Origin of the sequence: Streptomyces sp. NPDC047043, from assembly GCF_040644055.1 — a bacterium.
Taxonomy (GTDB): domain Bacteria; phylum Actinomycetota; class Actinomycetes; order Streptomycetales; family Streptomycetaceae; genus Streptomyces.
Genome location: NZ_JBEYVO010000011.1, coordinates 43,752 through 70,036, shown reverse-complemented (window position 1 = coordinate 70,036; position 26,285 = coordinate 43,752). Strand labels below are relative to the sequence as shown.

General features: G+C 71.5%; 30 protein-coding genes and 1 pseudogene. 25 read left to right on the top strand and 6 right to left on the bottom strand.

Going from position 1 to position 26,285, the window contains the following annotated elements; translation table 11 throughout:
- Positions 1-2 precede the first annotated feature (2 nt).
- The 8 genes from ABZ880_RS18725 to ABZ880_RS18690 all read left to right on the top strand — a co-directional run bounded on the left by ABZ880_RS18725 (position 3) and on the right by ABZ880_RS18690 (position 8,688).
- Positions 3-758: a dienelactone hydrolase family protein gene (locus tag ABZ880_RS18725; RefSeq protein ID WP_361263721.1), complete on the top strand. Its 756-nt coding sequence runs from the start codon at positions 3-5 to the stop codon at positions 756-758.
- 50 nt (positions 759-808) lie between these two features.
- On the top strand, positions 809-1,642 hold the full coding sequence (locus ABZ880_RS18720) for a M55 family metallopeptidase (RefSeq protein ID WP_361263718.1): 834 nt from the start codon (positions 809-811) through the stop codon (positions 1,640-1,642).
- A complete protein-coding gene (locus ABZ880_RS18715; RefSeq protein ID WP_361263715.1) occupies positions 1,635-2,939 on the top strand; it encodes a M20/M25/M40 family metallo-hydrolase in 1,305 nt (434 codons plus the stop codon). The genes ABZ880_RS18720 and ABZ880_RS18715 overlap by 8 nt, the downstream gene beginning before the upstream one ends.
- A gap of 17 nt (positions 2,940-2,956) precedes the next feature.
- A complete protein-coding gene (locus tag ABZ880_RS18710) occupies positions 2,957-4,909 on the top strand; it encodes a prolyl oligopeptidase family serine peptidase (RefSeq protein ID WP_361263712.1) in 1,953 nt (650 codons plus the stop codon).
- An 8-nt stretch (positions 4,910-4,917) separates the two neighbouring features.
- Positions 4,918-5,841: an LD-carboxypeptidase gene (locus ABZ880_RS18705; RefSeq protein WP_361264266.1), complete on the top strand. Its 924-nt coding sequence runs from the start codon at positions 4,918-4,920 to the stop codon at positions 5,839-5,841.
- 124 nt (positions 5,842-5,965) lie between these two features.
- The gene (locus ABZ880_RS18700; RefSeq protein WP_361263709.1) at positions 5,966-7,765 is read left to right on the top strand and encodes a CocE/NonD family hydrolase; all 1,800 of its coding nucleotides are present in this window, start codon (positions 5,966-5,968) and stop codon (positions 7,763-7,765) included.
- Positions 7,766-7,824: 59 nt separating this feature from the next.
- Positions 7,825-8,082 (top strand): lipopolysaccharide assembly protein LapA domain-containing protein, encoded by a 258-nt coding sequence (locus ABZ880_RS18695; protein ID WP_361263706.1) that lies wholly within the window; start codon positions 7,825-7,827, stop codon positions 8,080-8,082.
- Positions 8,083-8,130: 48 nt separating this feature from the next.
- The gene (locus ABZ880_RS18690) at positions 8,131-8,688 is read left to right on the top strand and encodes a GNAT family protein (protein ID WP_361263703.1); all 558 of its coding nucleotides are present in this window, start codon (positions 8,131-8,133) and stop codon (positions 8,686-8,688) included.
- Here ABZ880_RS18690 and ABZ880_RS18685 read toward each other — a convergent pair.
- A complete protein-coding gene (locus tag ABZ880_RS18685) occupies positions 8,666-9,013 on the bottom strand; it encodes a DUF6204 family protein (RefSeq protein WP_361263700.1) in 348 nt (115 codons plus the stop codon). The two genes, ABZ880_RS18690 and ABZ880_RS18685, sit on opposite strands and share 23 nt — an antisense overlap.
- Positions 9,014-9,075: 62 nt before the next feature.
- Between ABZ880_RS18685 and ABZ880_RS18680 the strand changes: the two are divergent.
- Both ABZ880_RS18680 and ABZ880_RS18675 read left to right on the top strand, forming a co-directional pair.
- A pseudogene (locus tag ABZ880_RS18680) lies at positions 9,076-9,289 on the top strand (arginase family protein); the annotation flags it as partial.
- 102 nt (positions 9,290-9,391) lie between these two features.
- Entirely contained in the window at positions 9,392-11,320 is a 1,929-nt protein-coding gene (locus ABZ880_RS18675; RefSeq protein WP_361263697.1) for a DUF5107 domain-containing protein, read from the top strand.
- A gap of 4 nt (positions 11,321-11,324) precedes the next feature.
- On the opposite strand, the gene ABZ880_RS18670 is transcribed toward ABZ880_RS18675, so the two are convergent.
- Both ABZ880_RS18670 and ABZ880_RS18665 read right to left on the bottom strand, forming a co-directional pair.
- The gene (locus ABZ880_RS18670) at positions 11,325-11,672 is read right to left on the bottom strand and encodes a VOC family protein (protein ID WP_361263694.1); all 348 of its coding nucleotides are present in this window, start codon (positions 11,670-11,672) and stop codon (positions 11,325-11,327) included.
- A 90-nt stretch (positions 11,673-11,762) separates the two neighbouring features.
- Positions 11,763-12,311 carry a hemerythrin domain-containing protein gene (locus ABZ880_RS18665; RefSeq protein ID WP_361263691.1) on the bottom strand — a complete coding sequence of 183 codons (549 nt, stop codon included), beginning with the start codon at positions 12,309-12,311 and terminating at the stop codon, positions 11,763-11,765.
- Between the two features lie 150 nt (positions 12,312-12,461).
- Between ABZ880_RS18665 and ABZ880_RS18660 the strand changes: the two genes are divergently transcribed.
- Together ABZ880_RS18660 and ABZ880_RS18655 are read left to right on the top strand one after the other, a co-directional pair.
- A complete protein-coding gene (locus tag ABZ880_RS18660; RefSeq protein ID WP_361263688.1) occupies positions 12,462-13,004 on the top strand; it encodes a phage holin family protein in 543 nt (180 codons plus the stop codon).
- 24 nt (positions 13,005-13,028) lie between these two features.
- A complete protein-coding gene (locus tag ABZ880_RS18655; RefSeq protein ID WP_361263685.1) occupies positions 13,029-14,048 on the top strand; it encodes an SDR family oxidoreductase in 1,020 nt (339 codons plus the stop codon).
- A 149-nt stretch (positions 14,049-14,197) separates the two neighbouring features.
- Here the strand turns inward: ABZ880_RS18655 and ABZ880_RS18650 are convergent, their stop codons facing one another.
- Both ABZ880_RS18650 and ABZ880_RS18645 read right to left on the bottom strand, forming a co-directional pair.
- Entirely contained in the window at positions 14,198-15,289 is a 1,092-nt protein-coding gene (locus ABZ880_RS18650) for an enolase C-terminal domain-like protein (RefSeq protein ID WP_361263682.1), read from the bottom strand.
- 20 nt (positions 15,290-15,309) lie between these two features.
- Positions 15,310-16,269 (bottom strand): LLM class F420-dependent oxidoreductase, encoded by a 960-nt coding sequence (locus ABZ880_RS18645; protein WP_361263679.1) that lies wholly within the window; start codon positions 16,267-16,269, stop codon positions 15,310-15,312.
- 148 nt (positions 16,270-16,417) lie between these two features.
- Here ABZ880_RS18645 and ABZ880_RS18640 point away from each other — a divergent pair, with 148 nt between their 5' ends.
- From ABZ880_RS18640 to ABZ880_RS18580, 13 genes are all read left to right on the top strand, one after another.
- Positions 16,418-17,980, top strand: a complete 1,563-nt coding sequence (locus ABZ880_RS18640) for an NAD(P)/FAD-dependent oxidoreductase (RefSeq protein ID WP_361263676.1) — start codon at positions 16,418-16,420, stop codon at positions 17,978-17,980.
- Positions 17,977-19,824, top strand: a complete 1,848-nt coding sequence (locus ABZ880_RS18635; RefSeq protein WP_361263673.1) for a transketolase — start codon at positions 17,977-17,979, stop codon at positions 19,822-19,824. The genes ABZ880_RS18640 and ABZ880_RS18635 overlap by 4 nt, the downstream gene beginning before the upstream one ends.
- Entirely contained in the window at positions 19,821-20,753 is a 933-nt protein-coding gene (gene ligD / locus ABZ880_RS18630) for a non-homologous end-joining DNA ligase (protein ID WP_361263670.1), read from the top strand. Before ABZ880_RS18635 ends, ligD begins: the two co-directional genes overlap by 4 nt.
- 82 nt (positions 20,754-20,835) lie before the next feature.
- A complete protein-coding gene (locus ABZ880_RS18625) occupies positions 20,836-21,192 on the top strand; it encodes a gas vesicle protein (protein WP_361263667.1) in 357 nt (118 codons plus the stop codon).
- A gap of 43 nt (positions 21,193-21,235) precedes the next feature.
- Positions 21,236-21,673, top strand: coding sequence for a gas vesicle structural protein GvpA (locus ABZ880_RS18620; protein ID WP_361263664.1), 438 nt, complete (start codon positions 21,236-21,238; stop codon positions 21,671-21,673).
- Positions 21,670-22,440 carry a GvpL/GvpF family gas vesicle protein gene (locus tag ABZ880_RS18615; RefSeq protein WP_361263661.1) on the top strand — a complete coding sequence of 257 codons (771 nt, stop codon included), beginning with the start codon at positions 21,670-21,672 and terminating at the stop codon, positions 22,438-22,440. The genes ABZ880_RS18620 and ABZ880_RS18615 overlap by 4 nt, the downstream gene beginning before the upstream one ends.
- Positions 22,441-22,445: 5 nt before the next feature.
- Complete coding sequence (locus ABZ880_RS18610; protein ID WP_361263658.1) at positions 22,446-22,709, top strand: gas vesicle protein GvpG; 264 nt, start codon at positions 22,446-22,448, stop codon at positions 22,707-22,709.
- Positions 22,706-23,425 (top strand): DNA primase, encoded by a 720-nt coding sequence (locus ABZ880_RS18605; protein ID WP_361263655.1) that lies wholly within the window; start codon positions 22,706-22,708, stop codon positions 23,423-23,425. Before ABZ880_RS18610 ends, ABZ880_RS18605 begins: the two co-directional genes overlap by 4 nt.
- Entirely contained in the window at positions 23,422-24,546 is a 1,125-nt protein-coding gene (locus ABZ880_RS18600) for an SRPBCC family protein (protein ID WP_361263652.1), read from the top strand. Before ABZ880_RS18605 ends, ABZ880_RS18600 begins: the two co-directional genes overlap by 4 nt.
- On the top strand, positions 24,543-24,884 hold the full coding sequence (locus ABZ880_RS18595) for a gas vesicle protein (RefSeq protein WP_361263649.1): 342 nt from the start codon (positions 24,543-24,545) through the stop codon (positions 24,882-24,884). Before ABZ880_RS18600 ends, ABZ880_RS18595 begins: the two co-directional genes overlap by 4 nt.
- Positions 24,881-25,648, top strand: coding sequence for a GvpL/GvpF family gas vesicle protein (locus ABZ880_RS18590; RefSeq protein ID WP_361263646.1), 768 nt, complete (start codon positions 24,881-24,883; stop codon positions 25,646-25,648). Before ABZ880_RS18595 ends, ABZ880_RS18590 begins: the two co-directional genes overlap by 4 nt.
- Entirely contained in the window at positions 25,645-25,833 is a 189-nt protein-coding gene (locus ABZ880_RS18585) for a gas vesicle protein (RefSeq protein WP_030936857.1), read from the top strand. The genes ABZ880_RS18590 and ABZ880_RS18585 overlap by 4 nt, the downstream gene beginning before the upstream one ends.
- Positions 25,830-26,114: a gas vesicle protein K gene (locus ABZ880_RS18580; RefSeq protein ID WP_361263643.1), complete on the top strand. Its 285-nt coding sequence runs from the start codon at positions 25,830-25,832 to the stop codon at positions 26,112-26,114. The genes ABZ880_RS18585 and ABZ880_RS18580 overlap by 4 nt, the downstream gene beginning before the upstream one ends.
- Here ABZ880_RS18580 and ABZ880_RS18575 read toward each other — a convergent pair whose 3' ends face one another.
- Positions 26,115-26,285, bottom strand: coding sequence for a hydrophobic protein (locus tag ABZ880_RS18575; protein WP_361263640.1), 171 nt, complete (start codon positions 26,283-26,285; stop codon positions 26,115-26,117). It abuts the gene before it with no gap.

Here is a 26,285-nt window from a genome sequence, read left to right as displayed (position 1 = left end):
CGATGACCGCCGTACAGGGCAGCCCCGTCGACATCACCACCCCCGACGGAACCGCAGACGCCTACCTCGCCCACCCCGACGACAACGCCGCACACCCCGCCGTGCTGCTCTACATGGACGCCTTCGGCCTGCGCCCGCACCTGAAGTCGATGGCCGACCGGCTCGCCGGGGCCGGTTACACGGTGCTGGTCCCCAACGTCTTCCACCGCTCCGGCCGCGCCCCCCTCGTCGAACTCCCGGAGTTCATCAACCCCGCCGAACGCCCGGAGATCATCCAGCAGTTGGGCCCGCACGCGCGCACCCTCACCCCCGAGGCGGCCATGCGGGACGCCGCCGCCTACCTGGACTGGCTGGCCGCCTCTCCGCTGACCACCGACGGTCCGGCCGGCATCACCGGCTACTGCATGGGCGCAGGCCTGACCCTGCGCACCGCCGGCACCTACCCGGACCGGGTCGCCGCCGCGGCCGGCTTCCACGGCGCCTACCTCGCCACCGACGCCCCGGACAGCCCCCACCTGCTCGCCGACCGCATCACCGCCGAGCTCTATTTCGGCCACGCGGACCAGGACGCCACCAACCCCGCGGAACAGATCGACCGGCTGGACAAGGCCCTGACCGCGGCGGGCGTCCGTCACCGCACCGAGGTCTACGCAGGCGCCCACCACGGCTTCACGCAGGCGGACACGGCGATGTACAGCGCGGAGGCGACGGAGCGGCACTGGGCGGCGGTGCTGGACCTGTTCGGCCGTACGCTCTGACTTCTTCGCTTCCTGGCCCGTTCCCCCTGCGGCGCGTAACGTGACGCATCATGAAGATCCTGATCAGCGCCGACATGGAGGGTGCCACGGGGGTGACCTGGCCGGCCGACGTGCTGCCCGGGACGCCGGAGTGGGAGCGGTGCCGCTCGATGTTCACCTCGGACGTCAACGCCGCCGTGCTGGGGTTCTTCGACGGCGGTGCCGACGAGGTGCTCGTCAACGAGGCCCACTGGACCATGCGCAACCTGCTGCTCGAGCGGCTCGACGAGCGCACGCAGATGCTCACCGGGCGGCACAAGTCCCTGTCCATGGTGGAGGGCGTGCAGCACGGTGACGTCGACGGGATCGCCTTCGTCGGGTATCACGCCGGCGCCGGGATGGAGGGAGTGCTCGCGCACACGTACCTCGCCAACTCCATCACCGGGGTGTGGCTGAACGACGTACGGGCGAGCGAGGGGCTGCTCAACGCGCGCGTGGTCGCCGAGTACGGGGTACCCGTCGTCCTGGTGACCGGTGACGACGTGGCCTGCGAGGACGCCCTCGGGTATGCGCCCGAGGCGCTGAAGGTCGCGGTCAAGGACCATGTCTCGCGGTACGCGGCCGTGTGCCGTACGCCGGCCAGGACCGCCGCCGACATCCGGGCCGCCGCCAAGGAGGCCGCCCGGCTGGCGGTCCGTCAGGAACCGCTCCACGCGGGGCCGTTCACCGTCGCGCTCGAGTTCGACGCCGAGCATCTCGCCATGGCCGCCACCGTCGTGCCCGGCGTGGACCGCATCGGGGAGCGGAAGGTGGCGTACACCAGCGAGACGATGTACGAGGGGATCCGTACCTTCAAGGCGGTCACCACGATCGTCTCGGCCGCCGTGGAGGAGCAGTATGGCTGACGCGCAGGCACTCGACGAGGTCGTCCGATTCACCTCCGACCTCATCCGCATCGACACCACCAACCGCGGGGGCGGGGACTGCCAGGAGCGGCCGGCCGCCGAGTACGCGGCCGAGCAGCTGGCCGGGGCGGGCCTGGAGCCCGTGCTGCTGGAGCGCACCCAGGGGCGTACGAATGTCGTCGCCCGGATCGAGGGCACCGATCCGTCGGCGGATGCGCTGCTCGTGCACGGTCATCTCGACGTCGTGCCCGCCCGGGCCGGCGACTGGAGCGTGCATCCCTTCTCCGGGGAGATCCGCGACGGGGTCGTCTGGGGGCGGGGCGCGATCGACATGAAGAACATGGACGCGATGATCCTTGCCGTCGTGCGGAGTTGGGCGCGGGAGGGGGTGCGGCCCCCGCGGGACGTCGTGATCGCGTTCACTGCGGACGAGGAGGCCAGCGCGGAGGACGGGTCCGGGTTTCTCGCCGATGAGCACGGGGCGCTGTTCGAGGGGTGCACCGAGGGCGTCAGCGAGTCGGGTGCCTTCACCTTTCACGACGGGGGCGGGCGGCAGCTGTATCCCATCGCGGCCGGTGAGCGCGGTACCGGCTGGCTGAAGCTCACCGCGCGCGGGCGGGCCGGGCACGGATCCAAGGTCAACCAGGAGAACGCCGTCACCCGACTCGCCGCGGCGATCACGCGGATCGGCGAGTACGAGTGGCCGCTGCGGCTGACCCCGACCGTGCGCGCCGCGCTCGGCGAACTCGCCGCGCTCTACGGCATCGAGACCGACCTGCACGACGTGGACCGGCTCCTGGAGAAGCTCGGTCCGGCCGCCAGGCTGGTCGACGCGACCGTGCGCAACAGCGCCAACCCGACCATGCTGGACGCCGGTTACAAGATCAACGTGATCCCGGGGGAGGCTGTCGCGTACGTCGACGGACGGTATCTCCCGGGCGGCGAGGACGAGTTCCGCACGACCCTCGACCGGCTCACCGGACCTGAGGTCGAGTGGGAGTACCACCACCGCGAGGTGGCCCTCCAGGCGCCGGTGGACTCGCCGACGTACGCGAAGATGCGGGCCGCCGTCGAGGAGTTCGCGCCCGAGGGGCACGTGGTGCCGTACTGCATGTCGGGCGGCACGGACGCCAAGCAGTTCTCGCGGCTCGGCATCACCGGCTACGGCTTCTCGCCGCTGAAGCTCCCGGAGGGCTTCGACTACCAGGCCCTCTTCCACGGGGTCGACGAGCGCGTCCCGGTCGAGGCGCTCCACTTCGGAGTCCGCGTCCTGGACCGCTTTCTGCGGACCGCCTAGGCAAGTTGGGGGAGAACGTGCAGACCCTGCCGTACGGTTCCTGGCCCTCGCCCATCGACGCGGCGCTCGCCGCCGCGCACGACGGGCACCCCGAGTACGTCGGCTTCGTCGGCGACGAGGCCTGGTGGACCGAGCCCCGGCCCGCCGAGGGCGGCAGACGCACCCTGGTGCGGCGCCGGGCCGACGGCCGCGAGGAGTCGGTGCTGCCCGCACCGTGGAACGTGCGCAGCCGTGTCATCGAGTACGGCGGCCGGCCCTGGGCCGGGGCCTCGGTCGAGGGCCAACCGCTGGTCGTCTTCGTGAACTTCGCCGACCAGCGGCTCTACCGCTACGAGTCCGGCAACGACCCGCAGCCCCTCACCCCCGTCTCCCTCGTCGGCGGCGGACTGCGCTGGGCCGACCCGCAGTTGCTGCTCGACCGCGGTGAAGTCTGGTGCGTGCTCGAGGAGTTCACCGGCGACGGGCCCACCGACGTGCGCCGGGTCCTCGCCGCGGTGCCGCTGGACGGCTCGGCCGCCCAGGACCGGGACGCCGTACGCGAACTCACCGACGACCGGCACCGGTTCGTCACCGGCCCCCGTATCTCACCCGACGGACGCAGCGCGGTCTGGCTCGCCTGGGACCACCCGCGGATGCCGTGGGACGGCACGGAACTGGTCCTCGCCGGGGTGGCCGAGGACGGCACCCTGCGGGATGCGCGCACGGTCGCCGGCGGCCCGGACGAGTCGATCGCCCAGGCGGACTGGGCGTCCGACGGCTCCCTCCTCCACGCGAGCGACCGCACCGGCTGGTGGAACCTCTACCGCGACGGCGTACCGCTGTGCCCGCGCGAGGAGGAGTTCGGCGGGCCGCTGTGGAAGCTCGGGCAGCGCTGGTTCGCCCCGCTGGACAGCGGTCTGATCGCCGTGGTGCACGGCCGCGGCGCCAGCGCGCTCGGGATACTGGACCCCGAGACCGGCGAGGTCGTCGACGCGGCCGGCCCCTGGACCGAGTTCGGGCCCGCGCTCGCGGTGCACGGCGAGCGGGTCGTCGCCGTCGGCGCCAGCCCACGCAGCGCCTACGAGGTCGTCGAGCTCGACAGCCGCACCGGCCGGGCCCGGGTGATCGGCGCCGAGCACGACGACTCCGTCGACCCCGCCCACTACCCCGAGCCCCAGATCCGCACCTTCACCGGCCCCGCCGGACGCGACATCCACGCGCACATCTACCCGCCGCACAACCCCCGCTGCGTTTCGCCGGGCGACGAACTGCCGCCGTACGTCGTCTGGGTGCACGGCGGCCCCACCAGCCGGGCGCCCCTCGTGCTCGACCTGGAGATCGCCTACTTCACCTCCCGCGGCATCGGTGTCGCCGAGGTCAACTACGGCGGCTCGACCGGGTACGGGCGCGCGTACCGGGACCGGCTGCGCGAGCAGTGGGGCGTGGTCGACGTCGAGGACTGCGCGGCCGTCGCGCTCGCCCTCGCCGACGAGGGCACCGCCGACCGCGACCGGCTCGCGATCCGCGGCGGCAGCGCGGGCGGCTGGACCACGGCCGCCTCGCTCGCCGCCACCGACGTCTACGCCTGCGGCACGATCATCTACCCCATCCTCGACCTCGCCGGCTGGGGCACGGGGGAGACCCACGACTTCGAGTCGCAGTACCTGGAGACGCTGGTCGGGCCGCTCGCCGAGGTGCCCGGACGGTACACGGAGCGCTCGCCCGCCGAGCACGCCGACCGCATCACCGCGCCCTTCCTGCTGCTGCAGGGCCTGGACGACGTGATCTGCCCGCCCGCCCAGTGCGAACGGTTCCTGGAGCGGATGGAGGGCCGGCGCGTGCCGCACGCGTACATCGCCTTCGAGGGGGAGGGGCACGGATTCCGGCGCGCGGAGACCATGATCCGCGTCCTGGAGTCCGAACTCTCCCTCTACGCCCAGGTCTTCGGGCTCAACCCGCGCGGCATCCCGACCCTGGAACTGTCCAAGTGAGAGAGCACGTGAAAGAACTCCTACGACCCTCCCGACTCGCCCCCGGCGCCCGCGTCGCCGTCGTCGCGCCCAGCGGTCCGGTGCCCGAGGAACGGCTGCAGGCCGGGCTCGACGTGCTGCGCGGCTGGGACCTCGACCCGGTGGTGGCACCCCATGTGCTCGGCCGGCACGGCGAGTTGGACTACCTGGCCGGTACCGACGCCGACCGGGCCGCCGATCTGCAGCGCGCGTGGTGCGATCCGTCGGTGGCCGCGGTGCTGTGCGCGCGGGGCGGGTACGGGGCGCAGCGGATGGTCGACCTGCTCGACTGGGCGGCGATGCGGGCCGCCGGGCCGAAGGTGTTCGTCGGCTTCAGCGACGTCACCGTGCTGCACCAGGCGTTCGCCACCCGGCTGGGCCTGGTCACGCTGTACGGACCGGCCGCCGCGGGCGTCGACTTCATCAAGAGCGCGCGGGCGCAGGAGCAGCTGCGGGCCACGCTCTTCGCCCCGGAGTCCGTGCGCACCCTCACCTCCGCCGGCACCACCCTCGTCCCCGGTCGGGCCCGGGGCGTCACGCTGGGCGGCTGTCTGAGCCTGCTGGCCTCCGACCTCGGCACGCCGCACGCCCTGGCGGGCGCCCGGGGCGGACTGCTGCTGATCGAGGACGTCGGCGAGCAGCCGTACCGCATCGACCGAATGCTCACCCAGCTCCTGCGGACCGGATGGCTCGACGGTGTCGGCGGTGTCGTGCTCGGTTCGTGGGCCGGTTGCGGGCCGTACGAAGCGTTGCGCGCGGTCTTCGCCGACCGGCTGGGCGGCCTCGGCGTGCCCGTCGTCGAGGAGTTCGGTTTCGGCCACTGCGCGGAGGCGTCGACCGTGCCCTTCGGCGTCATGGCCGAACTCGACGCCGATGCGGGCACGTTGACGCTCGATCAACCCGCGCTCCGCTGAACAGCCGTCACTGAACTTCCGTCAAGAAACACTCGTCCGGGCGATTGACCACCTCTGACACGTGTCACAGCATGTCACCGGCTGGTACTTACTGGTCGGTAGGCAGAGCTGCTCCGTGTGTGCGATGAGTGTGGAGGTCTCCGTGTCCCGACGTGTGCCCAGATCCCGAGCGCCGCTCGCTCTCGCCCTAGGCGCCGCGCTAACCGCCCCCCTCACACTCTCCGCTCCCGCGAGCACGGTCGGCCAGTACACCGTCTCCGCGCTGAAGTTCACCGTCCGGACGGGCGGCCGGACCTGCACGGTCGACGCCGACCTGTACCGCCCCGCGGGCGTGGACCGGGCGCACCCCGCACCGGCCGTGATCTCCACCAACGGCTTCGGCGGCAGCAAGTCCGACGGCTCGACCGACGCCATCGGCAAGGCCTTCGCCGCGCGCGGCTATGTGTCGCTGATCTACTCCGGGCTCGGCTTCGGCGCGTCCGGCTGTCTGATCTCGCTCGACGACCCGCGCATCGACGGCGCGGCCGCCTCCCGGCTGATCGACTTCCTCGGCGGCAAGCGGGCCGCCGACGACGGCACCACGGCCGACTTCGTCACCCTCGACGGCATCGGCGACCCGCGGGTCGGCATGGTCGGCGGTTCCTACGGAGGGGCCATCCAGCTCGCGACGGCCGCCGTCGACCACCGCGTCGACGCGCTCGTCCCCCTGATCACCTGGAACGACCTCGCCTACTCGCTGGCCCCGAACAACAACATCACCGCCGGCCGGGGTGTCCCCGGCGCCTTCAAGTGGCTGTGGACCAACGGCTTCTACCTGATCGGCGAGGGCCAGCCGCTGACGGCGCCGAACCTCGACCCGTCCCGGATCAACTCCGTCGCCTGTCTCCACTTCGTCTCCCGGGCCTGCGACACCGTCCGCACGCTCAACTCCGGCAGCTATCCGCCCGACGCGACCGCCGAGTTGCTCGGCTACGCCCGCAGCGTCTCCCCGGTGTCGTACCTGAGCCGGGTCGAGGCGCCCACGCTGCTGGTGCAGGGGCAGGCCGACAGCCTCTTCAACCTCAACGAGGCGACGGCGACGTACAAGACGCTCAGGGCCCAGGGCACCACCACCAAGATGATCTGGCAGTCGTGGGGGCACAGCGGCGGGATGACCTCCCCGGCCGCCGGTGAACTCAACCTCAGCCAGGGCAACTTGGAGACCAGCTACGTCGGCAGGCGGATCCTGTCCTGGTTCGACCGCTACCTGCGCCAGAGGAACATCGACACCGGACCTGCCTTCGCCTACTACCGCGACTGGATCTCCGACACCCGGCACACCTACGGCACGGCCGACCGACTCCCCGTCCTCAGCCAGCGGCTCTACCTCTCCGGCGACGGCAAGCTCGTCGACGACCGCAGCAAGGTGGCCCGCGGCAGCCGTACGTACACCAACGCCCTCACCCCCACGAGCCACTCGGAGAACTCGCTGGCGGAGACCGCCGGGGTGCCGGACGCGCCGCCGTACGACACCAAGGGCACCTACCTGGGCTGGACCAGCGCGCCGCTCGCCCGCACCACCGACCTCGTGGGCGCACCGCGGGCCACGCTCCGCGTCGTCTCACCCAAGGCGCAGCGGACGCAGAACTCGGGCAACGCCGCCGACAAGCTGGTCCTCTTCGCGAAGCTGTACGACGTCGCGCCCGACGGCAGCAGGACGCTGGTGCACCGGCTGGTCGCGCCGGTCCGGGTGGCCGATGTGACCAAGGGCTTCACGGTGACCCTGCCGGGGATCGTGCACCGGTACCAGAAGGGGCACCGGCTGCGGTTCGTGATCGCGGCGAGCGACGACGCGTACTTCGGGAACCGGGGGATCAAGCCGGTGACCGTGGTCAGTGCCGGGAAGGACTCCGGGGTGCTGGAGCTGCCGGTACTCGGCGGCTGAGTCACCCGGAGGACAGGTTTCACCGTGCGTGACGAGGTCTTCGGGCTCAGGCTGGTTGTATGAGTCCGAAGACTTCCGAACGCGGCGCAAAGGCCGGCGGCCGGCGCGTGGCGATGACACCCGGACGGGTGGCCGTACTGCTGCTCGCCGCCCTTGCCCTGATCTTCATCTTCGAGAACACCGGCGACACCGAGATCCGCCTCCTGTTCTGGGAGGTCACGATGCCGCTGTGGGCGGCGCTGCTCGCGACGGCGCTGATCGGCTCGTTGTGCGGGGCGTATTTCATGTGGGCGCACTTCATGAGGCGCCGCGGCTAGGCATGAATTTCCCGAGAGGGGGCGGTTGAACGGCCGTAGGGTGGCGGGATGCCGCACACCGCATCCCGGTATCTCGCCGAAGGCCCTCGCGTGGGCATACGCCACTTCACCTACGAGGACGGAGCCGAGTTCGCCGCCCGTGCGCGTGAGAGCAAGGACCTGCACCATCCGTGGCTGTTCCCGCCGGACAGCGCCGACGCGTACACCGCCTACGCGGGCCGGCTGATCGAGGATCCGACCAAGGCCGGGTTCCTCGTGTGCGAGAAGGACGGCGAGCTCGGTGACGGGGCCATCGCCGGGTTCATCAACATCAACAACATCGTCCAGGGCGGCTTCCTGTGCGGCGCACTCGGCTACGGCGCCTTCGCGCACGCGGCCGGGCGGGGCCTGATGCGGGAGGGGCTGGACCTGGTGGTCGGCCACGCCTTCGGCCCGATGCGACTGCACCGCCTGGAGATCAACGCGCAGCCCCGGAACACCGCGTCGATCGCCCTGGCCCGCGCCTGCGGCTTCCGGCTCGAGGGCTTCTCCCCGAAGATGATCTACATCGACGGGGCCTGGCGGGACCACGAACGGTGGGCGATCACCGCCGAGATGCGGTCTTGAAGTTGATCTTCATCGTGTCGAGGTCCGTGACGGTGGACTTCAGGTCGCGGAAGCCGTAGCCGAGGCCGCGGAGCGTGGTCTCCGCCCGGTCCTCCGCGAGCGCGCCCGCCATCTCCTCACCGTCCGCCGCTTCCGACACGACCACGTACCGCATGGAGAAATGCTTGAGCGGCGACGGCTCGTACGACAGCGAGCCCTCCTCGGTGAACCGCATGCTCGTCAGGCCGTGATCGGAGGCCTCCGCAAGCAGCCGCCGCCGGGCCTCGTCGGTCAGCCCGTCCCACGTGCCCCGGACGATCACCCGGTACGTGTGCTGCTCGCTCATCCGCCTGCTCCCGCCTCGATTTCCGTTGAAGGCCCGACTGTACGTCGACCAGGATGAACCGCATGCGGAATTTCGTCGTGCTCGACGCCCCCTCCAACCTGGGCCCGCGCCCGCCCGCCCCCGGTACCGCGCCTGGCTGCTAAAGGCTCGTCGGCGCACGGCGCGAGCAGCGGATCGTGCAGCGGCCGCGGGCGCTGGAGGGCGGGGTGGTGGTGCCGCCACGCTACGACCCGGGGGGAGTGGCAGGAGGGGGACGGTCTGTTCAATGCGGCCGCTGCTCGCCTCGCCGCACTGCGTCGGTCTCGACCACCGTCGTGTCCGCCTTTGCGGAAACCTGACCGGTAGCTCCCCTGGTCAGCTCACCGGCGAGCGGCTTCCATGGTGATCGTGACGACCATCCGACGTGAGGTACTGACGTTGCCCGCCGCGGAGTTGGGGCCGGACAATCCACTGCCCCCGCTGCGGCTGCTGCACGAGGTCCACCGCATCGAGGACCGGGACCGGGACGAACTGCCGCGCGACATGGCCCGCCAGGCGGGCTACGAGCCACTGCGGAGCCTGCTGCCCGTGCGGGTCCGGGACGGGTACGGCAGGTCGCGCGAGCCCCGTGACATCGACGCCCTGGTGATCGAGAACGACCGCCTGCGCGCCACTGTCCTCCCCGGCCTCGGCGGCCGTGTCGCCTCCCTCCTCCACAAGCCCACCGGCCGCGAACTCCTCTACCGCAACCCGGTGTTCCAGCCCGCCAACTTCGCCCTCAACGGCGCCTGGTTCTCCGGCGGCGTCGAATGGAACATCGGCGCCACCGGTCACACCACCCTCTCCTGTTCCCCGCTGCACGCCGCCCGCGTCCCCGCCCCCGACGGCGGCGAGATGCTCCGCCTGTGGGAGTGGGAACGCCTGCGCGACCTGCCCTTCCAGATCGACCTCTGGCTGCCGCAGGGATCCGACTTCCTCCACGTCGCCGTCCGCATCCGCAACCCGCACGAGCGGCCCGTGCCCACCTACTGGTGGTCCAACATCGCCGTCCCCGAGGAGCGCCGGGTGCTCGTGCCGGCGGACGAGGCCTATCACTTCGGGTACGAGCGGCGGCTGGAGCGGGTGCCCACACCCTCGTACGAGGAAATCCGGCAACTCCCTTGTGCGGCCGACTACTTCTACGACCTGCCCGACGAGCGGCGGCGCTGGATCGCCGCCCTCGACGAGGACGGGCACGGGCTGGTACAGACCTCCACCGACCTGCTGCGCGGACGCAAGCTCTTCGTCTGGGGCAAGGGGCCCGGCGGGCGGCGCTGGCAGGAGTGGCTGACCGCGCCCGGCACGGGCGGCTACTGCGAGATCCAGGCCGGGCTCGCCCGCACCCAGCTGGAACACGTACGGCTGGATGCGGAGAGCGAGGTGTCGTGGCTGGAGGCGTACGGTCCGCTGAGTTGTGCGGGAGCCGTCGACGAGGTGGAGGCGCGCCTCGAGGCCGTGCTGCCCCGCGCCGACGTCGACGCCGCGTACGCCGCCTGGTTGCCGCACGCCGACACCGAACCCGGCGAGATCCTCGCCACCGGCTCCGGCTGGGGCGCGCTCGAAGTGCTGCGCGCCGACTGGAAGTTGCCGGGCACGCCCTTCGACGAGAGCACGCTCGGCGAGGCGCAGGAGCCCTGGCTGCAGCTGCTGCGCGCCGGGTCGCTGCCCGAGCCGCGCCGGGTGCGGCCGCCCGGCGAGACACTGGTCGCCCCGCACTGGCGGGACATGCTGGAGACCGCGCCCGCGACCCCGCTCACCGAGTACCACCTGGGCGTCGCCCAGTGGCACGCCGGTGATCTCGCGCAGGCCGTGCGCAGCTGGGAGCGGGCCCTCGAACTCGCCCCGTCCCTCTGGCCGTTGCTGCGCTGCCTCGCCCTCGCCGACCGGGAGAGCGGCAACCCCGAGCGGGCCGCCGACCGGTACGCCGAGGCCTTCGACGACCTGTGCCACGAGCGGCGCGACAACGGCGCGTCCTGGACGGCGGCCACGGCCGCGCTGGGCCGCGAGGCGATCGAGGCCCTGCTCGCCGTGGGCCGCACGGCGCAGGCCCGCGCCGTCTGGGAGCGGCTGCATCCCGCGACCCGGCAGCGCGGCCGGTTCCGGCTGATCGAGGCCGGGCTGCTGCTCGCGGAGGAGCGGCGGGAGGAGGCACTGGACGTCTTCCGCGCGGGCTTCGAGGCCGCCGATCTGCGGGAGGGCGCGGAGGCCGTCGGCCGCCTGTGGTCGAGGCTGACCGACGAACCGCTCCCGGGGCACTACGACTTCCGGATGCGGCCGACGGAGGCGTGAGGGCCTACGGATTGCGGTCCACGTACTCGTAGATCGTGCCGTCCGGGTGCATCGCGATCAGGTTGCGGCCCGCCGGGGTCGCCACCGGGCCCGCGACGATGTGGGCGCCGAGCTCGGTGAGTACGCGGTGGGCCTCCTCGACGTCCTTCACGGCGATCGTCGCGGCGACCTTGCGGAGCACCTCCAGCTCGGCCTCGGGGCCGCTCATCAGCAGGAAGCAGCCAACGGCGGCGACCTGGACGCCGCCGCGTTCGAAGCGGAGGGCCGTGCCGCCCGCCAGCCGTTCGTAGAAGGGGACCGCCCTCTCCAGGTCGTCGACGCAGATGCGCAGCGTGGCTCCCAGAATGTCCATGCGGACGAGCCTAGTTGGGGCGGCCGGGAGAGGAGATCACTTCCGACGGTTTCGGGTGATCGCCTGCGCCCGGCCGCCCCGGGGCGTGGGTCAGCCCATCGCCTTGCGTACGACGTCCCGCGTGCGGTCCACGACGGCCGCGACCGGGCCCACCGCCACGTTCTTCAGGGCAGTGTCGGTACCCGGATGCGGGCGGGTCGGCGCGACGGCCTCGGCCGCCTGCACCGCGCGGGCCAGGGTTTCCAGCCTGCCGCGGTCGGCGACCCGGTTGAGGTGCGCGAACTCGTACCGTTCCTCGTTGTCGGCGTGCGCGAGCACGTCCTGGCGCAGGGCCGCGAAGCGCTCCAGGAACTCGGGGGAGTCCGGGTCCATGTCGTCCAGCTCGGACAGGGCCCGCTTGGCCTTCTCCTCCTCCTCGATCCGGTCCTTCACGACCAGCTCGCCGCCGTCGATGTTCTTGCGGGCGAAGGGATGGACGACCTCCTCCTCGGCGGTCTCGTGCACCGCGAGGAGCCGGACGAGGTCGTGGAAGTGCCGTTTGCGGTCCTCACCCTTGGTGTTGGCCACCTCGTCGAACAGTTCTCGGATCCGGGTGTGCTGCGCCTTGAGCAGCTCCACCACGTCGGTGCGCTCGGTCATCCCGATCTCTTCCTCCTGTAGAGGGGTCAGTGAGGGTTTCGTCGTGCGGTCGTGCGAGCGGGCGGGTACCCGGGGGGTGTGGGCTGACGCACCGCTTTCCGGCCGTGACGGACCGCGTTATGCGTACGCCTGTACGGGTACCCGGGGGTCATGGAAGGCTTGGATCATCTGGAGCACCTGGACAAGCATCTGGTCGACGAGCTGGCGCAGGTGGCGCGCGAGACCGTGCGCGACGAACTGCGCGAACAGACTCGCAAACAGCGCCGCACGGCCATGCTGTACGCCGCGTCCGGCGCCGTCGCCCTCTACGCGGGCGCGGCCGTCGCGCTCACCGTGGGCCTGGCCCTGGCGATCGGTCTGCCCGACTGGGCCGCCGCGCTGATCACCGCGGTGATCCTCGGCGTCGTCGCCTACGCCCTGCGCAGTGCGGCCCGGCCGCACGCGACCCGGCCCACGCCGGAGCGCGAGGCCGAGCTGGCCGCCGCGGGCCAGGGCGACCGTGTCATCGGCGGCCGGGCACCCGCCGCACCGCCGAGCGGCCTCGGCGTGCCGTATCCGCCCATGCCGCCGGTGGCACCCGGCGCCGCGGGCGTGCCGGCTCCCGGCGCGGGCACACCGGCACCCGGTGGGGTCGGGCCGACGGCACCGGGCTCCGAGGAGGCCGACCCCGAGCAGCCGCACCACCGGGCGTGATGCGTGGTGCGCAAGCGCTGGGGGATGCCGGTTCCGGGGGGCCGCAAGGCCGTCGTCGTGACCGGGGCCAGCGGCGGCGTGGGGCGGGCCACGGCCCTGGCCTTCGCCGCCCGCGGCGACCGGGTCGCCCTGCTGGCCCGGGGACGCGAGGGCCTCGCCGCGGCCGCTGACGAAGTGCAGCGCGCCGGGGGAGAGGCCCTTGTCGTGACTGTGGACATGGCCGACGCGAAGGCCGTGGACGACGCCGCCCAGCAGGTGGCCGACGCCTTCGGGCACATCGACGTGTGGGTCAACAACGCCTTCGCCGGGGTCTTCGCGCCGTTCACCGAGATCACCCCGGACGAGTTCCGCCGGGTGACCGAAGTGACGTATCTGGGCTGTGTGTTCGGCACCCGGGCCGCGCTGCGGCACATGCTGCCGCGCGACCGCGGGACGATCGTGCAGGTCGGCTCCGCGCTCGCCTACCGCGGCATTCCGCTGCAGTCGGCGTACTGCGGGGCCAAGCACGCGATCCAGGGGTTCAACGAGTCGCTGCGGTGCGAGCTGCTGCACCACGGCAGCGGGGTGCGTACGACGATGGTGCAGCTGCCCGCCGTCAACACCCCGCAGTTCGACTGGGTGTTGAGCCGGATGCCGGGCAAGGCCAGGCCGGTGGCGCCCGTCTACCAGCCGGAGGTGGCGGCACTGGCGATCGTGCACGCGGCCTCGCACGGGCGGCGGCGGGAGTACTGGGTCGGCGGCTCCACTGTGGCCACGCTGATCGCCAACGCGGTGGCCCCCGGCGTGCTCGACCGCTACCTCGCCCGCACCGGCTTCGACGCCCAGCAGGACAAGGGCGAGCACGGCGAACCCGGCAACCTGTGGAGCCCGGCGGACGGCCCGCACGGGCGGGACTTCGGGGCGCACGGGCGCTTCGACGAGGAGTCCCACTCGGACAGCCCGCAGGAGTGGGTGTCCAGGAACCGAGGCCGGGTCGGGACGGCACTGACCGTCGGGGCCGGCGTCCTGGCCGCACGGAAACTGACCCGGCTCGCCCGCCGCTAGGGTCTGTCCGGCGGATCAGGTCGGCTGCAGGAGACGGTGCTTCTTGGTTGCCCCGAGCGGAGCCATGGGGGTCCCCCGGCTCGAGCGAAGCCGAGAGTGGGGGAGCGCGTGCCAGGGCCGCGACGCCGAGCTGATCCGCCGGACAGACCCTAGGCGACCCGGTACTCCTCCACCTCGTCCGTCAGCAGTGTCAGCCCGTGGCCCACCCCGGCCAGCGGCCGCACCGCACCTCCCGTCGGATCCAGCGCCCCGTCGAAGAACATGTCCTCGATGCGGACGTGGTCGTGGAACCACTCCATGTGGCGGAGGTTGGGAAGCGAGGCGGCTGCCGCCGCGTGGGCGTGCGGGGCGCAGTGGGTGGAGACCTCGAGGCCGTGGGCCTGGGCGAGGGCGGCGGCGCGGACGAACTCCGTGATGCCGCCGCAGCGCGTCGCGTCGATCTGGAGGCAGTCGACCGCGCCGGCGCTGATCATCCGGGCGAAGTACGGCAGGTCGTAGCCGTATTCGCCGGCCGTCACGTCGCACACCAGGGCGTCGCGGACCAGCCGCAGGCCCTTCAGGTCGTCGGAGGAGACCGGCTCCTCGAACCAGCCGACGCCGTGCTCGGCGAGCGCGCGGCCGACCCGTACGGCCTGCTTGCGGGTGTACGCGCCGTTCGCGTCGACGTACAACTCGGCCTCGGAACCGATCACTTGGCGTGCCGCCTGGACGCGGGCCAGATCGCGGGGGACCGCCCGGCCCCAGCTCTCGCCGATCTTCATCTTGACGCGCGGGATGTGCTGCCCGTGCACCCAGCCGTTCAACTGCGCGGCCAGATGGGTGTCGTGGTACGTCGTGAAGCCTCCGCTGCCGTACACGGGAACGCGTTCGCGGCAGACGCCGAGCAGGCGGGCCAGGGGAAGTTCGAGGAGGCGGGCTTTGAGGTCCCACAGGGCGATGTCCACCGCGGAGATCGCGCACGCGGCGATTCCGGGGCGGCCCGCGTTGCGGACGGAGCGGCACATCGCGTCGTGCGCGGAAGGGATGTCGAGGGCGTCGCGGCCCTCGAGGAGGGGCGCGAGGTGATCGCGTACGAAGTCGCCGACCGCTTCCGGGCCGTACGTCCAGCCGGTGCCGGTCTCGTCGCCCGTCGTCACCTCGGCGATCACGATGGTCGTGGACTCCCAGGCCAGCGTGCCGTCGGCCTCGGGAGCGTCGGTCGGCACCGTGTACACCGACACGAGCGGGCGGTGGAGTTTCATCGCCGTTGCCTGCCGATCCCTCAGGACTGCTGCAGCTGCGGCAGCACCTTCGTACGGTAGAAGTCGAAGAAGCCGCGCTGGTCGGGGCCGATCTGGTTGACGTAGACCCGGTCGAAGCCGGCGTCGGCGAAGGCGGTGAGGGCCGTGATGTGTTCGTCGACGTCGTCACCGCAGACCGACTTCTCGCGCACCATCTCCTCCGTGACCAGCGGCGCCAGCTGCTCGAAGTGGCTGGGCGAGGGCAGGATCTGGCCCATCTCGCCGGGCAGGAACTGGTTGAACCACAGCTTGCGCACCGTGCGCACGGCCTCGTCGCGGTCGGTGCCGTAGCAGAGCTTGGTGCCGCCGATCACCGGCTTGGCGCCGCCGCCGCCCTTGCGGAACTGCTCGACCATCGAGGCGTCCGGCATCATCGTGATGTAGCCGTCGCCCACACGTCCGGCGAGCTGTGTCGCCGCCGGGCCGAAGCCGGAGACGTCGATCGGGACGGGCTCGTCGGGCACCGTGTACAGACGGGCGTTCTCCACCTTGTAGTGGGTGCCCTGATGGCTGACCTCCTCGCCGGTGAACAGCCGCCGCATGATCTGGATCGCCTCCTCCAGCATCTCCATGCGTACGTGCGCGGGCGGCCAGACATGGCCGAGGACGTGCTCGTTGAGGGCCTCGCCGGTGCCGACGCCCAGCCGGAAGCGGCCGTTGGTCATCACCGCCGAGGTCGCCGCGGCCTGCGCCACCACCGCCGGGTGGATCCGCACGGTCGGACAGGTCACCGCCGTCTCGATCGGCAGTGACACCGCCTCGGAGAGCGCGCCGATCACCGACCACACGAACGGGCTCTGGCCCTGCGCGTCGTTCCACGGGTGGTAGTGGTCCGAGATCCACAGCGACTGGAACCCGGCCTGTTCGGCCATCCTCGCCTGCTCGACGAGATCCGCGGGACCGAACTCCTCACAGGAGAGGAAGTAGCCGTACTCGGGCATGGAGCACCTCCGCTGGCTCTGATCCGAGGGGTGGGGCGCCGTCCGGGTACCCGGCGCCCGGAGCGGAAACCGGCGGACGTTTGGGGGCCCTGACCAGGGGGACGCGGAAGGCTCCGTACGACGTCCGCGACAGCGCCGGAGGCGAACCGTGAGTCGACCCCGCATCGTGATCGTCGGTGCCGGATTCGCCGGGTACCAGACGGCCCGCACCCTGTCCCGGCTGGTGCGGCACAAGGCCGACATCACCGTGCTGAACCCGACCGACTACTTCCTGTACCTGCCCCTGCTGCCCCAGGTCGCCGCCGGAATCCTGGAACCCCGACGGGTGACCGTCTCCCTCTCCGGCACCCTGCCGCACGTCCGGCTGGTGCTCGGCGAGGCCCACTCCGTCGACATGGACGGGCAGACCGTGCACTACACCGACCCCGAGGGCGGAGACGGCAGCCTCGCCTACGACCGGCTCGTGCTCGCCGTCGGCAGCGTCAACAAACTGCTGCCCATCCCCGGGGTCGCCGAGAACGCGCACGGCTTCCGCGGGCTGCCCGAAGCGCTGTACCTGCGCGACCACGTCACCCGGCAGGTGGAACTCGCCGCCGCCGCGGACGACCCGAAGAGCTGCGCCGCACGGTGCACCTTTGTGGTGGTCGGCGCCGGATACACCGGCACGGAGGTCGCCGCGCACGGGCAGATGTACACCGAGGCACAGGTGCGCAAGCACCCGCTCCGGCAGGGGATACACCCGCGCTGGATGCTGCTCGACATCGCGCCCCGCGTCCTGCCCGAGATGGACGAACGGCTCTCGCAGACCGCCGACCAGGTGCTGCGGCAGCGGGGCGTCGAGGTGCGCATGGGGACCTCCGTGAAAGAGGCCACGCCGGGCGGGGTCCTGCTGACCGACGGCGAGTTCGTCGACACCCGCACGCTGGTGTGGTGCGTCGGCGTACGGCCCGATCCGCTCGTCGAGTCCACCGGGCAGCCGCTGGAACGCGGCCGGCTCCTCGTCGACCCGCACCTCCAGGTGCCGGGCCGCCCCGAGGTGTTCGCGTGCGGTGACGCCGCCGCGGTGCCGGACCTGAACGACCCCGGCACGTACACGCCGATGACCGCGCAGCACGCCTGGCGGCACGGCAAGGCCGTCGCGCAGAACGTCGCCGCGTCCCTCGGCATCGGCGAACGGCGCGCCTACCGCCACCGCGACCTGGGGTTCGTGGTCGACCTGGGCGGCACGAAGGCCGCCGCGAATCCGCTCGGCATCCACCTGCCCGGCCCGCTGGCGGGCGCGGTCACCCGCGGCTACCACCTCGCGGCGATGCCCGGCAACCGCGTCCGCGTCGCCGCGGACTGGCTCCTGGACGCCGTACTGCCGCGCCAGGCCGTCCAGTTGGGACTCGTACGGTCGTGGTCGGTACCGCTGGACACCTCGTCGCCGGAACTGGCCCGGGTGCCGGGCCGGCCGGAGCCCAGGGAGACGCCGACGGAGACAGCGCCGGCCGGTCCGGGGCCGGGGGCGGCCACGGCGGCGGACACGGCCACGGAAGGCGCGTCGGCGCCGGAGCTCCCTGCCGAGCCTGCCAGGAACCAGCCCGGCGGTGAACCCGCGAAGAACCAGCCCGGCGGTGAACCCGCCAAGAACCAACCCGTCGGCGATCCCACCGAACCCCCCGGCCCCGTCAAGCGAAGCCCCGACTCTCCCGCGGAAGGAGACTCATGAACACCGCCGAACTCGTCGAGCTCGCCCAGCAGTTGCGCGTGGACAGTGTGCGCGCGGCGGACGCCGCGGGGTCCGGGCACCCGACGTCCTCGATGTCCGCCGCGGATCTGATGGCCGTACTGCTCGCCAACCACCTCCGCTACGACTTCGACCGGCCGGCCCACCCCGGCAACGACCGCTTCGTCCTCTCCAAGGGCCACGCCTCGCCCCTCCTCTACGCCGCCTACAAGGCGGCCGGCGCTGTCGACGACGACGAACTGCTCAGCTTCCGCAAGCTGGGCAGCCGGCTGGAGGGGCATCCGACTCCGCGTCGGCTGCCGTGGGTCGAGACCGCGACCGGTTCGCTCGGCCAGGGACTGCCCGTCGGCGTCGGCATCGCGCTGGCCGGCAAACGGCTGGACCGCTCCGGCTACCGGGTGTGGGTGCTGTGCGGGGACAGCGAGCTGGCCGAGGGGTCGATCTGGGAGGCCGCCGAGCACGCGGCGTACGAGCATCTGGACAACCTCACCGCCATCGTCGACGTGAACCGGCTGGGGCAGCGCGGTCCCACCCGGCACGGGCACGACCTCGACGCCTACGCCCGCCGCTTCCAGGCGTTCGGCTGGCACACCATCGAGGTCGACGGGCACGACGTGGACGCCGTCGACCGCGCGTACGGCGAGGCGATCTCGACCACGGGGCAGCCGACCGCGATCCTCGCCCGCACCCTCAAGGGCAAGGGCGTCGCGTCCGTCCAGGACCGCGAGGGCCTGCACGGCAAGCCGCTGCCCGAGGCGGACGAGGCGATCGCCGAACTCGGCGGCCCCCGCGACATCCGCGTCCAGGTCCACGAGCCGCCCGCCGCCCGCATGCTGCACGCCGTACGCGCCGGGCACTACGAACTGCCCCGCTGGGACAAGGGAGACGAGGTCGCCACCCGCAACGCCTTCGGGCAGGCCCTGGCCGCGCTCGGTTCCGCACGCAGTGACGTCGTGGCCCTCGACGGCGAGGTCGGTGACTCCACGCGCACGGAGTTCTTCGCCAAGGAGCACCCCGACCACTACTTCGAGTGCTACATCGCCGAGCAGGAGATGGTCGCCACCGCCGTCGGGCTCGCCGCGCGCGGCTGGGTGCCGTACGCCTCCACGTTCGCGGCGTTCCTGACGCGTGCGTACGACTTCGTGCGTATGGCCTCGGTCAGCGGGGCCGGCATCAACCTCGTCGGCTCGCACGCGGGCACCGCCATCGGTCAGGACGGGCCGTCCCAGATGGGCCTGGAGGACCTCGCGATGATGCGGGCGGTGCAGGGCTCGACCGTGCTGTACCCGTGCGACGCCAACCAGACCGCGCAGCTCGTCGCCGCGATGGCGGGCCGCGAGGGCATCCGCTACCTGCGCACCTCGCGCGGCGAGAGCAAGGTGATCTACGGCGCCGACGAGGAGTTCCCCATCGGCGGCAGCAAGGTGCTGCGCTCCTCCGACCACGACCGGCTGACCATCGTCGCGGCGGGCGTCACCGTGGCCGAGGCGCTGGCCGCCGCCGACGCGCTGGACCGCGACGGCATCCAGGTCCGGGTCGTCGACCTCTACTCCGTCAAGCCCGTCGACCGGCTCACCCTGCGCCGCGCCGCCGACGACACCGGCTGCCTCATGACCGTGGAGGACCACCACGAGGAGGGCGGCCTCGGCGACGCCGTCCTGGACGCCTTCGTCGACGGGCGGCCCGTGCCGCGGCTGGTGCGCCTCGCCGTCCGCTCGATGCCGGGCTCGGCCTCCCCGGACGAGCAGCTGCACGCCGCGGGCATCGACGCCGAGTCGATCGCGGCGGCCGGGAAGCTGCTGGTGGAGGAGGCGGTCGTGCGGTGAGCGACGACGACGTACGCACCGTGCGGGCCGGGCGCCGCACGGTGCAGGTCCACCGCGTCGGCAAGGTGCTCTTTCCCGGCGCGGGCGAGGCGAAGGAGTACACCAAGGGCGACCTCGTCGACTACTACCGGGCCGCCGCCCCGCTGATGCTGCCGCACCTGCGCGGCCGCCCGCTGATGCTGGAACGGCACCCGGACGGCCTGGACGGCCCGCGCTTCATGCAGAAGAACACCCCGGAGAACTACCCGGAGTGGATCACCCGCGTCGAGGAGGCCAAGGAGGGCGGCACCGTCTGCCACACAGTGTGCGAGGACGCCGCCACCCTCGTGTATCTGGCCGACCAGGCGGCCGTGACCCTGCACCGCTGGCTGTCCAGGGTCGGGCACGAGGACCGGCCCGACCGGATGGTGTTCGACCTCGACCCCTCGTCCGGGGACGACTTCGCGGCGGTGCGCGAGGCGGCCGTGCTGCTCGGTGAACTCCTCGACCGGCTGAAGCTCCCCTCGGCGCTGATGACGACCGGCTCGCGCGGGCTGCACGTCGTCGTGCCGCTCGACGGCCGGCACGACTTCGACGAGGTCCGCGCCTTCGCCCGCGACGTGGCCGACACCCTCGCCGAGGCCCACCCCGACCGGCTCACCACCGCCGCCCGCAAGAAGGAGCGCGGCGACCGCCTCTACCTCGACGTCGGCCGCAACGCCTACGCACAGACCGCCGTGGCACCCCTCACCGTCCGTGCCCGGCCGGGCGCCCCGGTGGCCACGCCGATCACCTGGGACCAGCTGGACGATGCGGCCCTGCACGCCCGCCGCTGGACCATCGCCGACGCCCTGGATCAGGCCCGCACCGACCCCTGGGACGGGGTCCTGAGCCGCGGTCGCGCCCTGGGACCGGCCCGGCGCAGGCTCGACGCATTGCGGGGCTCCTGACGGGGCGGCGCGCGAACTTCTGAACGGCGGTTCGTAAAGGTTTGGCCAGCAGCATTGCGGCCACCCGGAGTCAGAGGTGGCCATGGCAAACACAAAAGACACCCAAGACTCGCAACGTTCACAGAAATCCGACAAACAATCCGGCGGGGAAGACGTGGCGGACAACAAGCCGAGCCCCATGGAGGTGCTGCGCCAGGCGCGCACGCAGCTCGCGGAGCTGACCGGTATGGCCGCCGAGACGGTCTCGTCCTTCGAGCAGACGGAGGACGGCTGGTCACTGGAGATCGAGGTCCTCGAGCTGGCCCGGGTCCCGGACACGATGAGCCTGATGGCGAGCTATCAGGTCGACCTCGACTCCGAGGGGCAGCTCACCGGCTACCGGCGCGTCCGCCGCTATGAACGCGGGCGTTCCGACGCACACAGGCCCGGCGGCCGCTAGGCCGCCTTCCCGCAACCTACCCAGACAAGGAGGCGCGGTCGGCATGACCGTTGTCCCGGCCCAGCAGAGCGGCGGCGGAGGCGGCAGCAGCGGCCTCTACGACGTTCTGGAACTCGTCCTCGACAGGGGTCTCGTCATCGATGCATTCGTGCGGGTCTCCCTGGTCGGCATCGAGATCCTCAAGATCGACGTGCGTGTCGTCGTGGCCAGCGTCGACACCTATCTGCGCTTCGCCGAGGCGTGCAACCGCCTCGACCTGGAGGCAGGACCGCGAAAGGACCCGGGTCTTCCCGACCTCGTCGGCGAGATCACCGAGTCCGGCGCGCGCGGCAAGTCCAAGGGGGCGCTCTCCGGAGCCGCCGAGACCCTCTCCGACGCCTTCAAGCAGGCACGTGAGGAGGGCGGCCGCGAGCGGGAGACCGAGTCCCGGCCGCGCGCCCGCAAGACCACGGCCTCGCGCAGGAAGGAGGAGCAGGAGTGAGCACGTACGTCTACGGCATCACCGCGAGCTCGCATCCCGCGCTGCCCAAGGACATGGGCGGCGTGGGCGACCCGCCCCGCAAGGTCCGTGTCCTCGAGGAGGGCGAGCTCGCGGCCGTCGTGAGCGACGCCCCCGAGGGCCTGCGGCCCAAGCGCAAGGACCTGCTCGCCCACCAGAACGTGCTCGCCGAGACGGGCGCGGGCGGCGTCGTCCTGCCCATGCGGTTCGGCAGCGTGGCCCCGGACGACGACAGGGTGACCGGCGTGCTCGCCGAGCGTGCCGACCACTACAAGGAACGGCTGCAGGCCCTGGACGGCAAGGTCGAGTACAACGTCAAGGCCACGCACCAGGAAGAGGCCGTACTGCACCGCGTGATGTCCGAGAACCCGGAGATCCGCGCCATGACCGAGGCCAACCGGCAGTCGGGCGGCGGCAGTTACGAGCAGCGGCTCAGGCTCGGCGAGATGGTCGTCGCCGCGGTCAAGGAGCGGGAGGCCGAGGACGCGGCCGAAGTGCAGAGCGCCCTGGAACCCGTCGCCGCCGCGGTGAGTGTGGGCCCCGAGTCCAGCGGCTGGCTGGTCAACCTGTCCTTCCTGGTGGAGCGCGACTCGGCCGAGTCGTTCCTGGCCGAGGTGGAGCAGGTCCGCAAGGGCCATCCGCACATCGAGCTGCGTGTCAACGGCCCGCTGCCGCCGTACAGCTTCGTCGAGCCCGGCCCCGCCGAGCACGCGGGCAGTGCCGCCGGCCCGGGCATCGCCCAGGAGTGAGAGCCGTGGGACTGATCAAGGAAGTGGTCCTGCTGCCCTTCGCCCCGGTGCGCGGCAGCGCATGGGTGATCGGCCAGGTACTGCACGAGGCGGAGCGGATCTACTACGACCCGGCCACAGTCAGGGCCGAACTCGCCCGGCTGGAGGAGCAGTTGGAGGCGGGCGAGATCGACGAGGAGGAGTTCGACCGACGGGAGGACGAGCTTCTGGACCGGCTGGAAATCGGCCTGCGCGGTGGCGCGGCCCCGGGGAACGGGACGACAGGATGAACCGAGTGGGACTCGGCCTCGCGATAGGGGCCGGATACGTCCTCGGACGTACGAAGAAGATGAAACTGGCGTTCGCCGTCGGCTCGCTGGTGGCCGGCAAGCGGATGCATCTGAGCCCGCGGGCGCTCGCGGATCTGGTGTCCCAGCAGCTGCAGAACAATCCGCAGTTCAAGGAGATCGGGGACCAGCTGCGCGAGGACCTGCGCGGTGTCGGCAAGGCGGCCTCGGGCGCGATGGTCGAGCGGCAGATCGACGCCCTCGCCGACCGCCTGCACGGACGCACCGCCGAGGTCCGCGACCAGCTCTCCGGCGTGACCGGGCAGGCTACGGACCTCCTCGAGGATGACGAGAGCGAGGAGTCGGAGGAGAGTGAGGGGGAGGAGCCCAGGGAGGAGTACGAGGACGAGGACCAGGACGGAGAGGAGGCCGAGGAGTCGGAGGCCGAGGAGGAGTCTCCGGCCGACGAGGCCGAGCGGGACTCGGCGAAGAGGACCGCCAAGAAGGCCGCGCGCAAGGCCCCGGCCAAGAAGGCGGCGGCGAAGCGGGCTCCGGCGAAGAAGGCGCCCGCGAAGAAGGCCCCGGCCAAGAAGGCCGCGTCGAAGCAGACGACGGCGAAGAAGACGGCAAAGAAGACGGCCGCCCGCAAGACGGCCGCCGCCAGGGGCGGGGCCCGCTCGGCCCGGGCCCGCCTGCCGAAGGGAGGCGGTGAGCGATGACCGAGACACTCGGATCCGCGACCTCCGCCGCGAGCGGCGCCAAGGGGGCGGCCGGCCAGCTGACCGACGTGGCCCACAGCGAGGCCGCCGACCGGCTGAAGGCCGAACTGCAGGAGTACCTCGCCGCACAGGCCACGCGCATGATGATGGGCCTCGGCCGCAAACTCGGCGAGACCACCGTCAAGTTGAACGACATCGCCGAGGGCAACAGCCCGGGCTTCGCCAAGCTCGCGCTCGACGGCGGCCGCAAGCTCGCCGAGGGCAAGGGCCCGCTGCGCTCGGCCCTGGAGGTCGGCGCCACCAGGGCCAAGGACAACGTCGTCTCGGCCTTCAAGAACCTCGGCGGCGGCAAGGGCAAGCGCAAGGGCGGCGCGGGCAACAAGCCGACGGTCATCATCGAGTTCGTCGACGTGGGCGTCCCCAAGCGCACCGCCTACGACCAGTGGACCCAGTACCAGGACTTCAGCACCTTCGCCAAGGGCGTCAAGAGCGCGAACCGCGCCGACGACACCCAGTCCGACTGGCAGCTGAAGATCTTCTGGTCCAACCGCAGCTGGAAGGCGAAGACCACCGAGCAGGTGCCCGACGAGAAGATCTCCTGGACCTCGGAGGGCGCCAAGGGCACCACCAAGGGTGTCGTCTCCTTCCACCGGCTCGACGACAGCCTCACCCGCGTCCTGCTGGTCATCGAGTACTACCCCAAGGGTCTGTTCGAGAAGACCGGCAACATCTGGCGCGCCCAGGGCCGCCGGGCCCGGCTCGACCTCAAGAACTACGTCCGCTTCATCACCTTCAAGGGCGAGGCGGAGGACGGCTGGCGCGGCGAGATCCGCGACGGCGAGGTCGTCCAGAGCCACGAGGACGCCCTCGCCGAGGAAGAGGGCGAGGAGTCGTACGAGGGCGAGGACGAGAACGGCGAGTACGAGGACGAGGGAGAGCCCAGGGCGGAAGAGGAGGAAGAGGAAGAAGAGGAGCCCGAGGAGGAAGCGGGCGAAGAGGAGGAAGAGGAAGAAGAGGAGGGCGAGGAGCCCGAGGGCGAGTACGAGGAGGAGTACGAGGAAGAGGGCGCAGAGGAGCCTGAGCGGGAGTACGAGTACGCCGACGGCAGGGGCCGTCGATGAGCATGGCCGGCCGGCTGCCCGAGCCCTACGGACAGGGGTCGGGCGCCAACCTTGCCGACATCCTGGAACGCGTCCTCGACAAGGGCATCGTGATCGCCGGTGACATCCGGATCAACCTGCTCGACATCGAGCTCCTCACGGTCAAACTCCGGCTGATCGTCGCCTCGGTCGACAAGGCGAAGGAGATGGGCATCGACTGGTGGGAGGACGACCCCGCGTTGTCCTCCGGCGCCCGCCGCAAGGAACTCGCCCGGGAGAACGCCGAGTTGCGCGAGCGGCTCGACCAACTGGAGAACGGCCGCGCAGTGCGCGAACGCGAAGAGGAGGAGGCCCCATGACCGGACTGCGGTACGTCTACGCCGTCTGCCGTCCCTTCGGCGCCCCGTTGCAGTCCCAGTTGAAGGGCGTGGCAGGTGATCCGCCCAGAGTGCTGACCCACCACGGCCTGATCGCCGTGGTCAGCCATGTGCCGGAGCGGGACTTCGCCGAAGAGCCGCTCCGCAGGCGTCTGGAGGACCTGGACTGGCTGACCGAGACGGCCCGCGCCCACCAGAGCGTCATCGACGCCCTCACCGTCGTCACCACTCCGCTGCCCCTGCGGCTTGCCACCGTCTTCCGGGACGACAGCGGTGTCCGGGTGATGATGGAGGCCCGCGAGGACGACTTCCGGCGCACCCTCGACCGGCTGGAGGGGCGGGTGGAATGGGGCGTCAAGGTGTATGCCGAAACCGAGCCCGAGGAAAGAGACGAGCCCCCGCAGAAGGCGGCGTCGGGCCGGGACTATCTGCGCCAACGGCGTATGCGGGTGCGGGCGAACGAGGACATGTGGAAGCAGACCGAGGAGTTCGCCGACCATCTGCACGCCGCGCTTTCCGCGTATGCCGATGATTCCCGGTTGCACGCTCCGCAGAATCCCGCACTGTCCGGAGTCTCCGGCCGGAATGTCCTCAACGCCGCCTATCTGGTGTCCCGCAATGATTCCGAGGAATTCGTGGAACTGGTGGACCGGAGCAAGGACGAAACAAGGCTGAGCAGCCCTGCAATACGTGTGGAACTCACCGGCCCGTGGGCCGCCTATTCCTTTGCGGGGGAAGAGTCGTGACGGTCGTCGAACGCCGTGAGATCGCCCTCGTGGACCTGCTCGACCGACTGCTCGCCGGCGGGGTCGTCATCACCGGTGACATCACCCTGCGCATCGCGGACGTCGACCTCGTCCGTATCGACCTGAACGCGCTGATCAGCTCGGTCAACGAGCAAGTGCCGTCACCGTGGGGGGAGTTGACATGACCCAGCGTCGCAACCGGCTGGACCTGGAACCCGACACCGTCGAACGCGACCTCGTCAAACTCGTCCTGACCGTCGTCGAACTGCTGCGCCAGCTCATGGAACGCCAGGCGCTGCGCCGCTTCGACACCGGCGACCTCAGCGAGGACCAGGAAGAGCGGATCGGGCTCACCCTCATGCTCCTCGACGACCGCATGACCGAACTGCGCGAGCGGTACGGACTGCGGCCCGAGGACCTGAATCTGGACCTCGGGCCGCTCGGACCGTTGCTTCCCAGGGACTGACTACCAGCGGTACCAGCGTCCGCGGTGACCGGCTGCGGTCGTGCCGCGCACCAGGAATCCCAGCAGCCACACCGCGAGAACTATCAGCGCAATCCACCAGAGTGCCTTCAAAGCGAATCCGGCGCCGAAGAGAACCAGCGCCAGGAGCAATACGAGCAGGATCGCAACCAT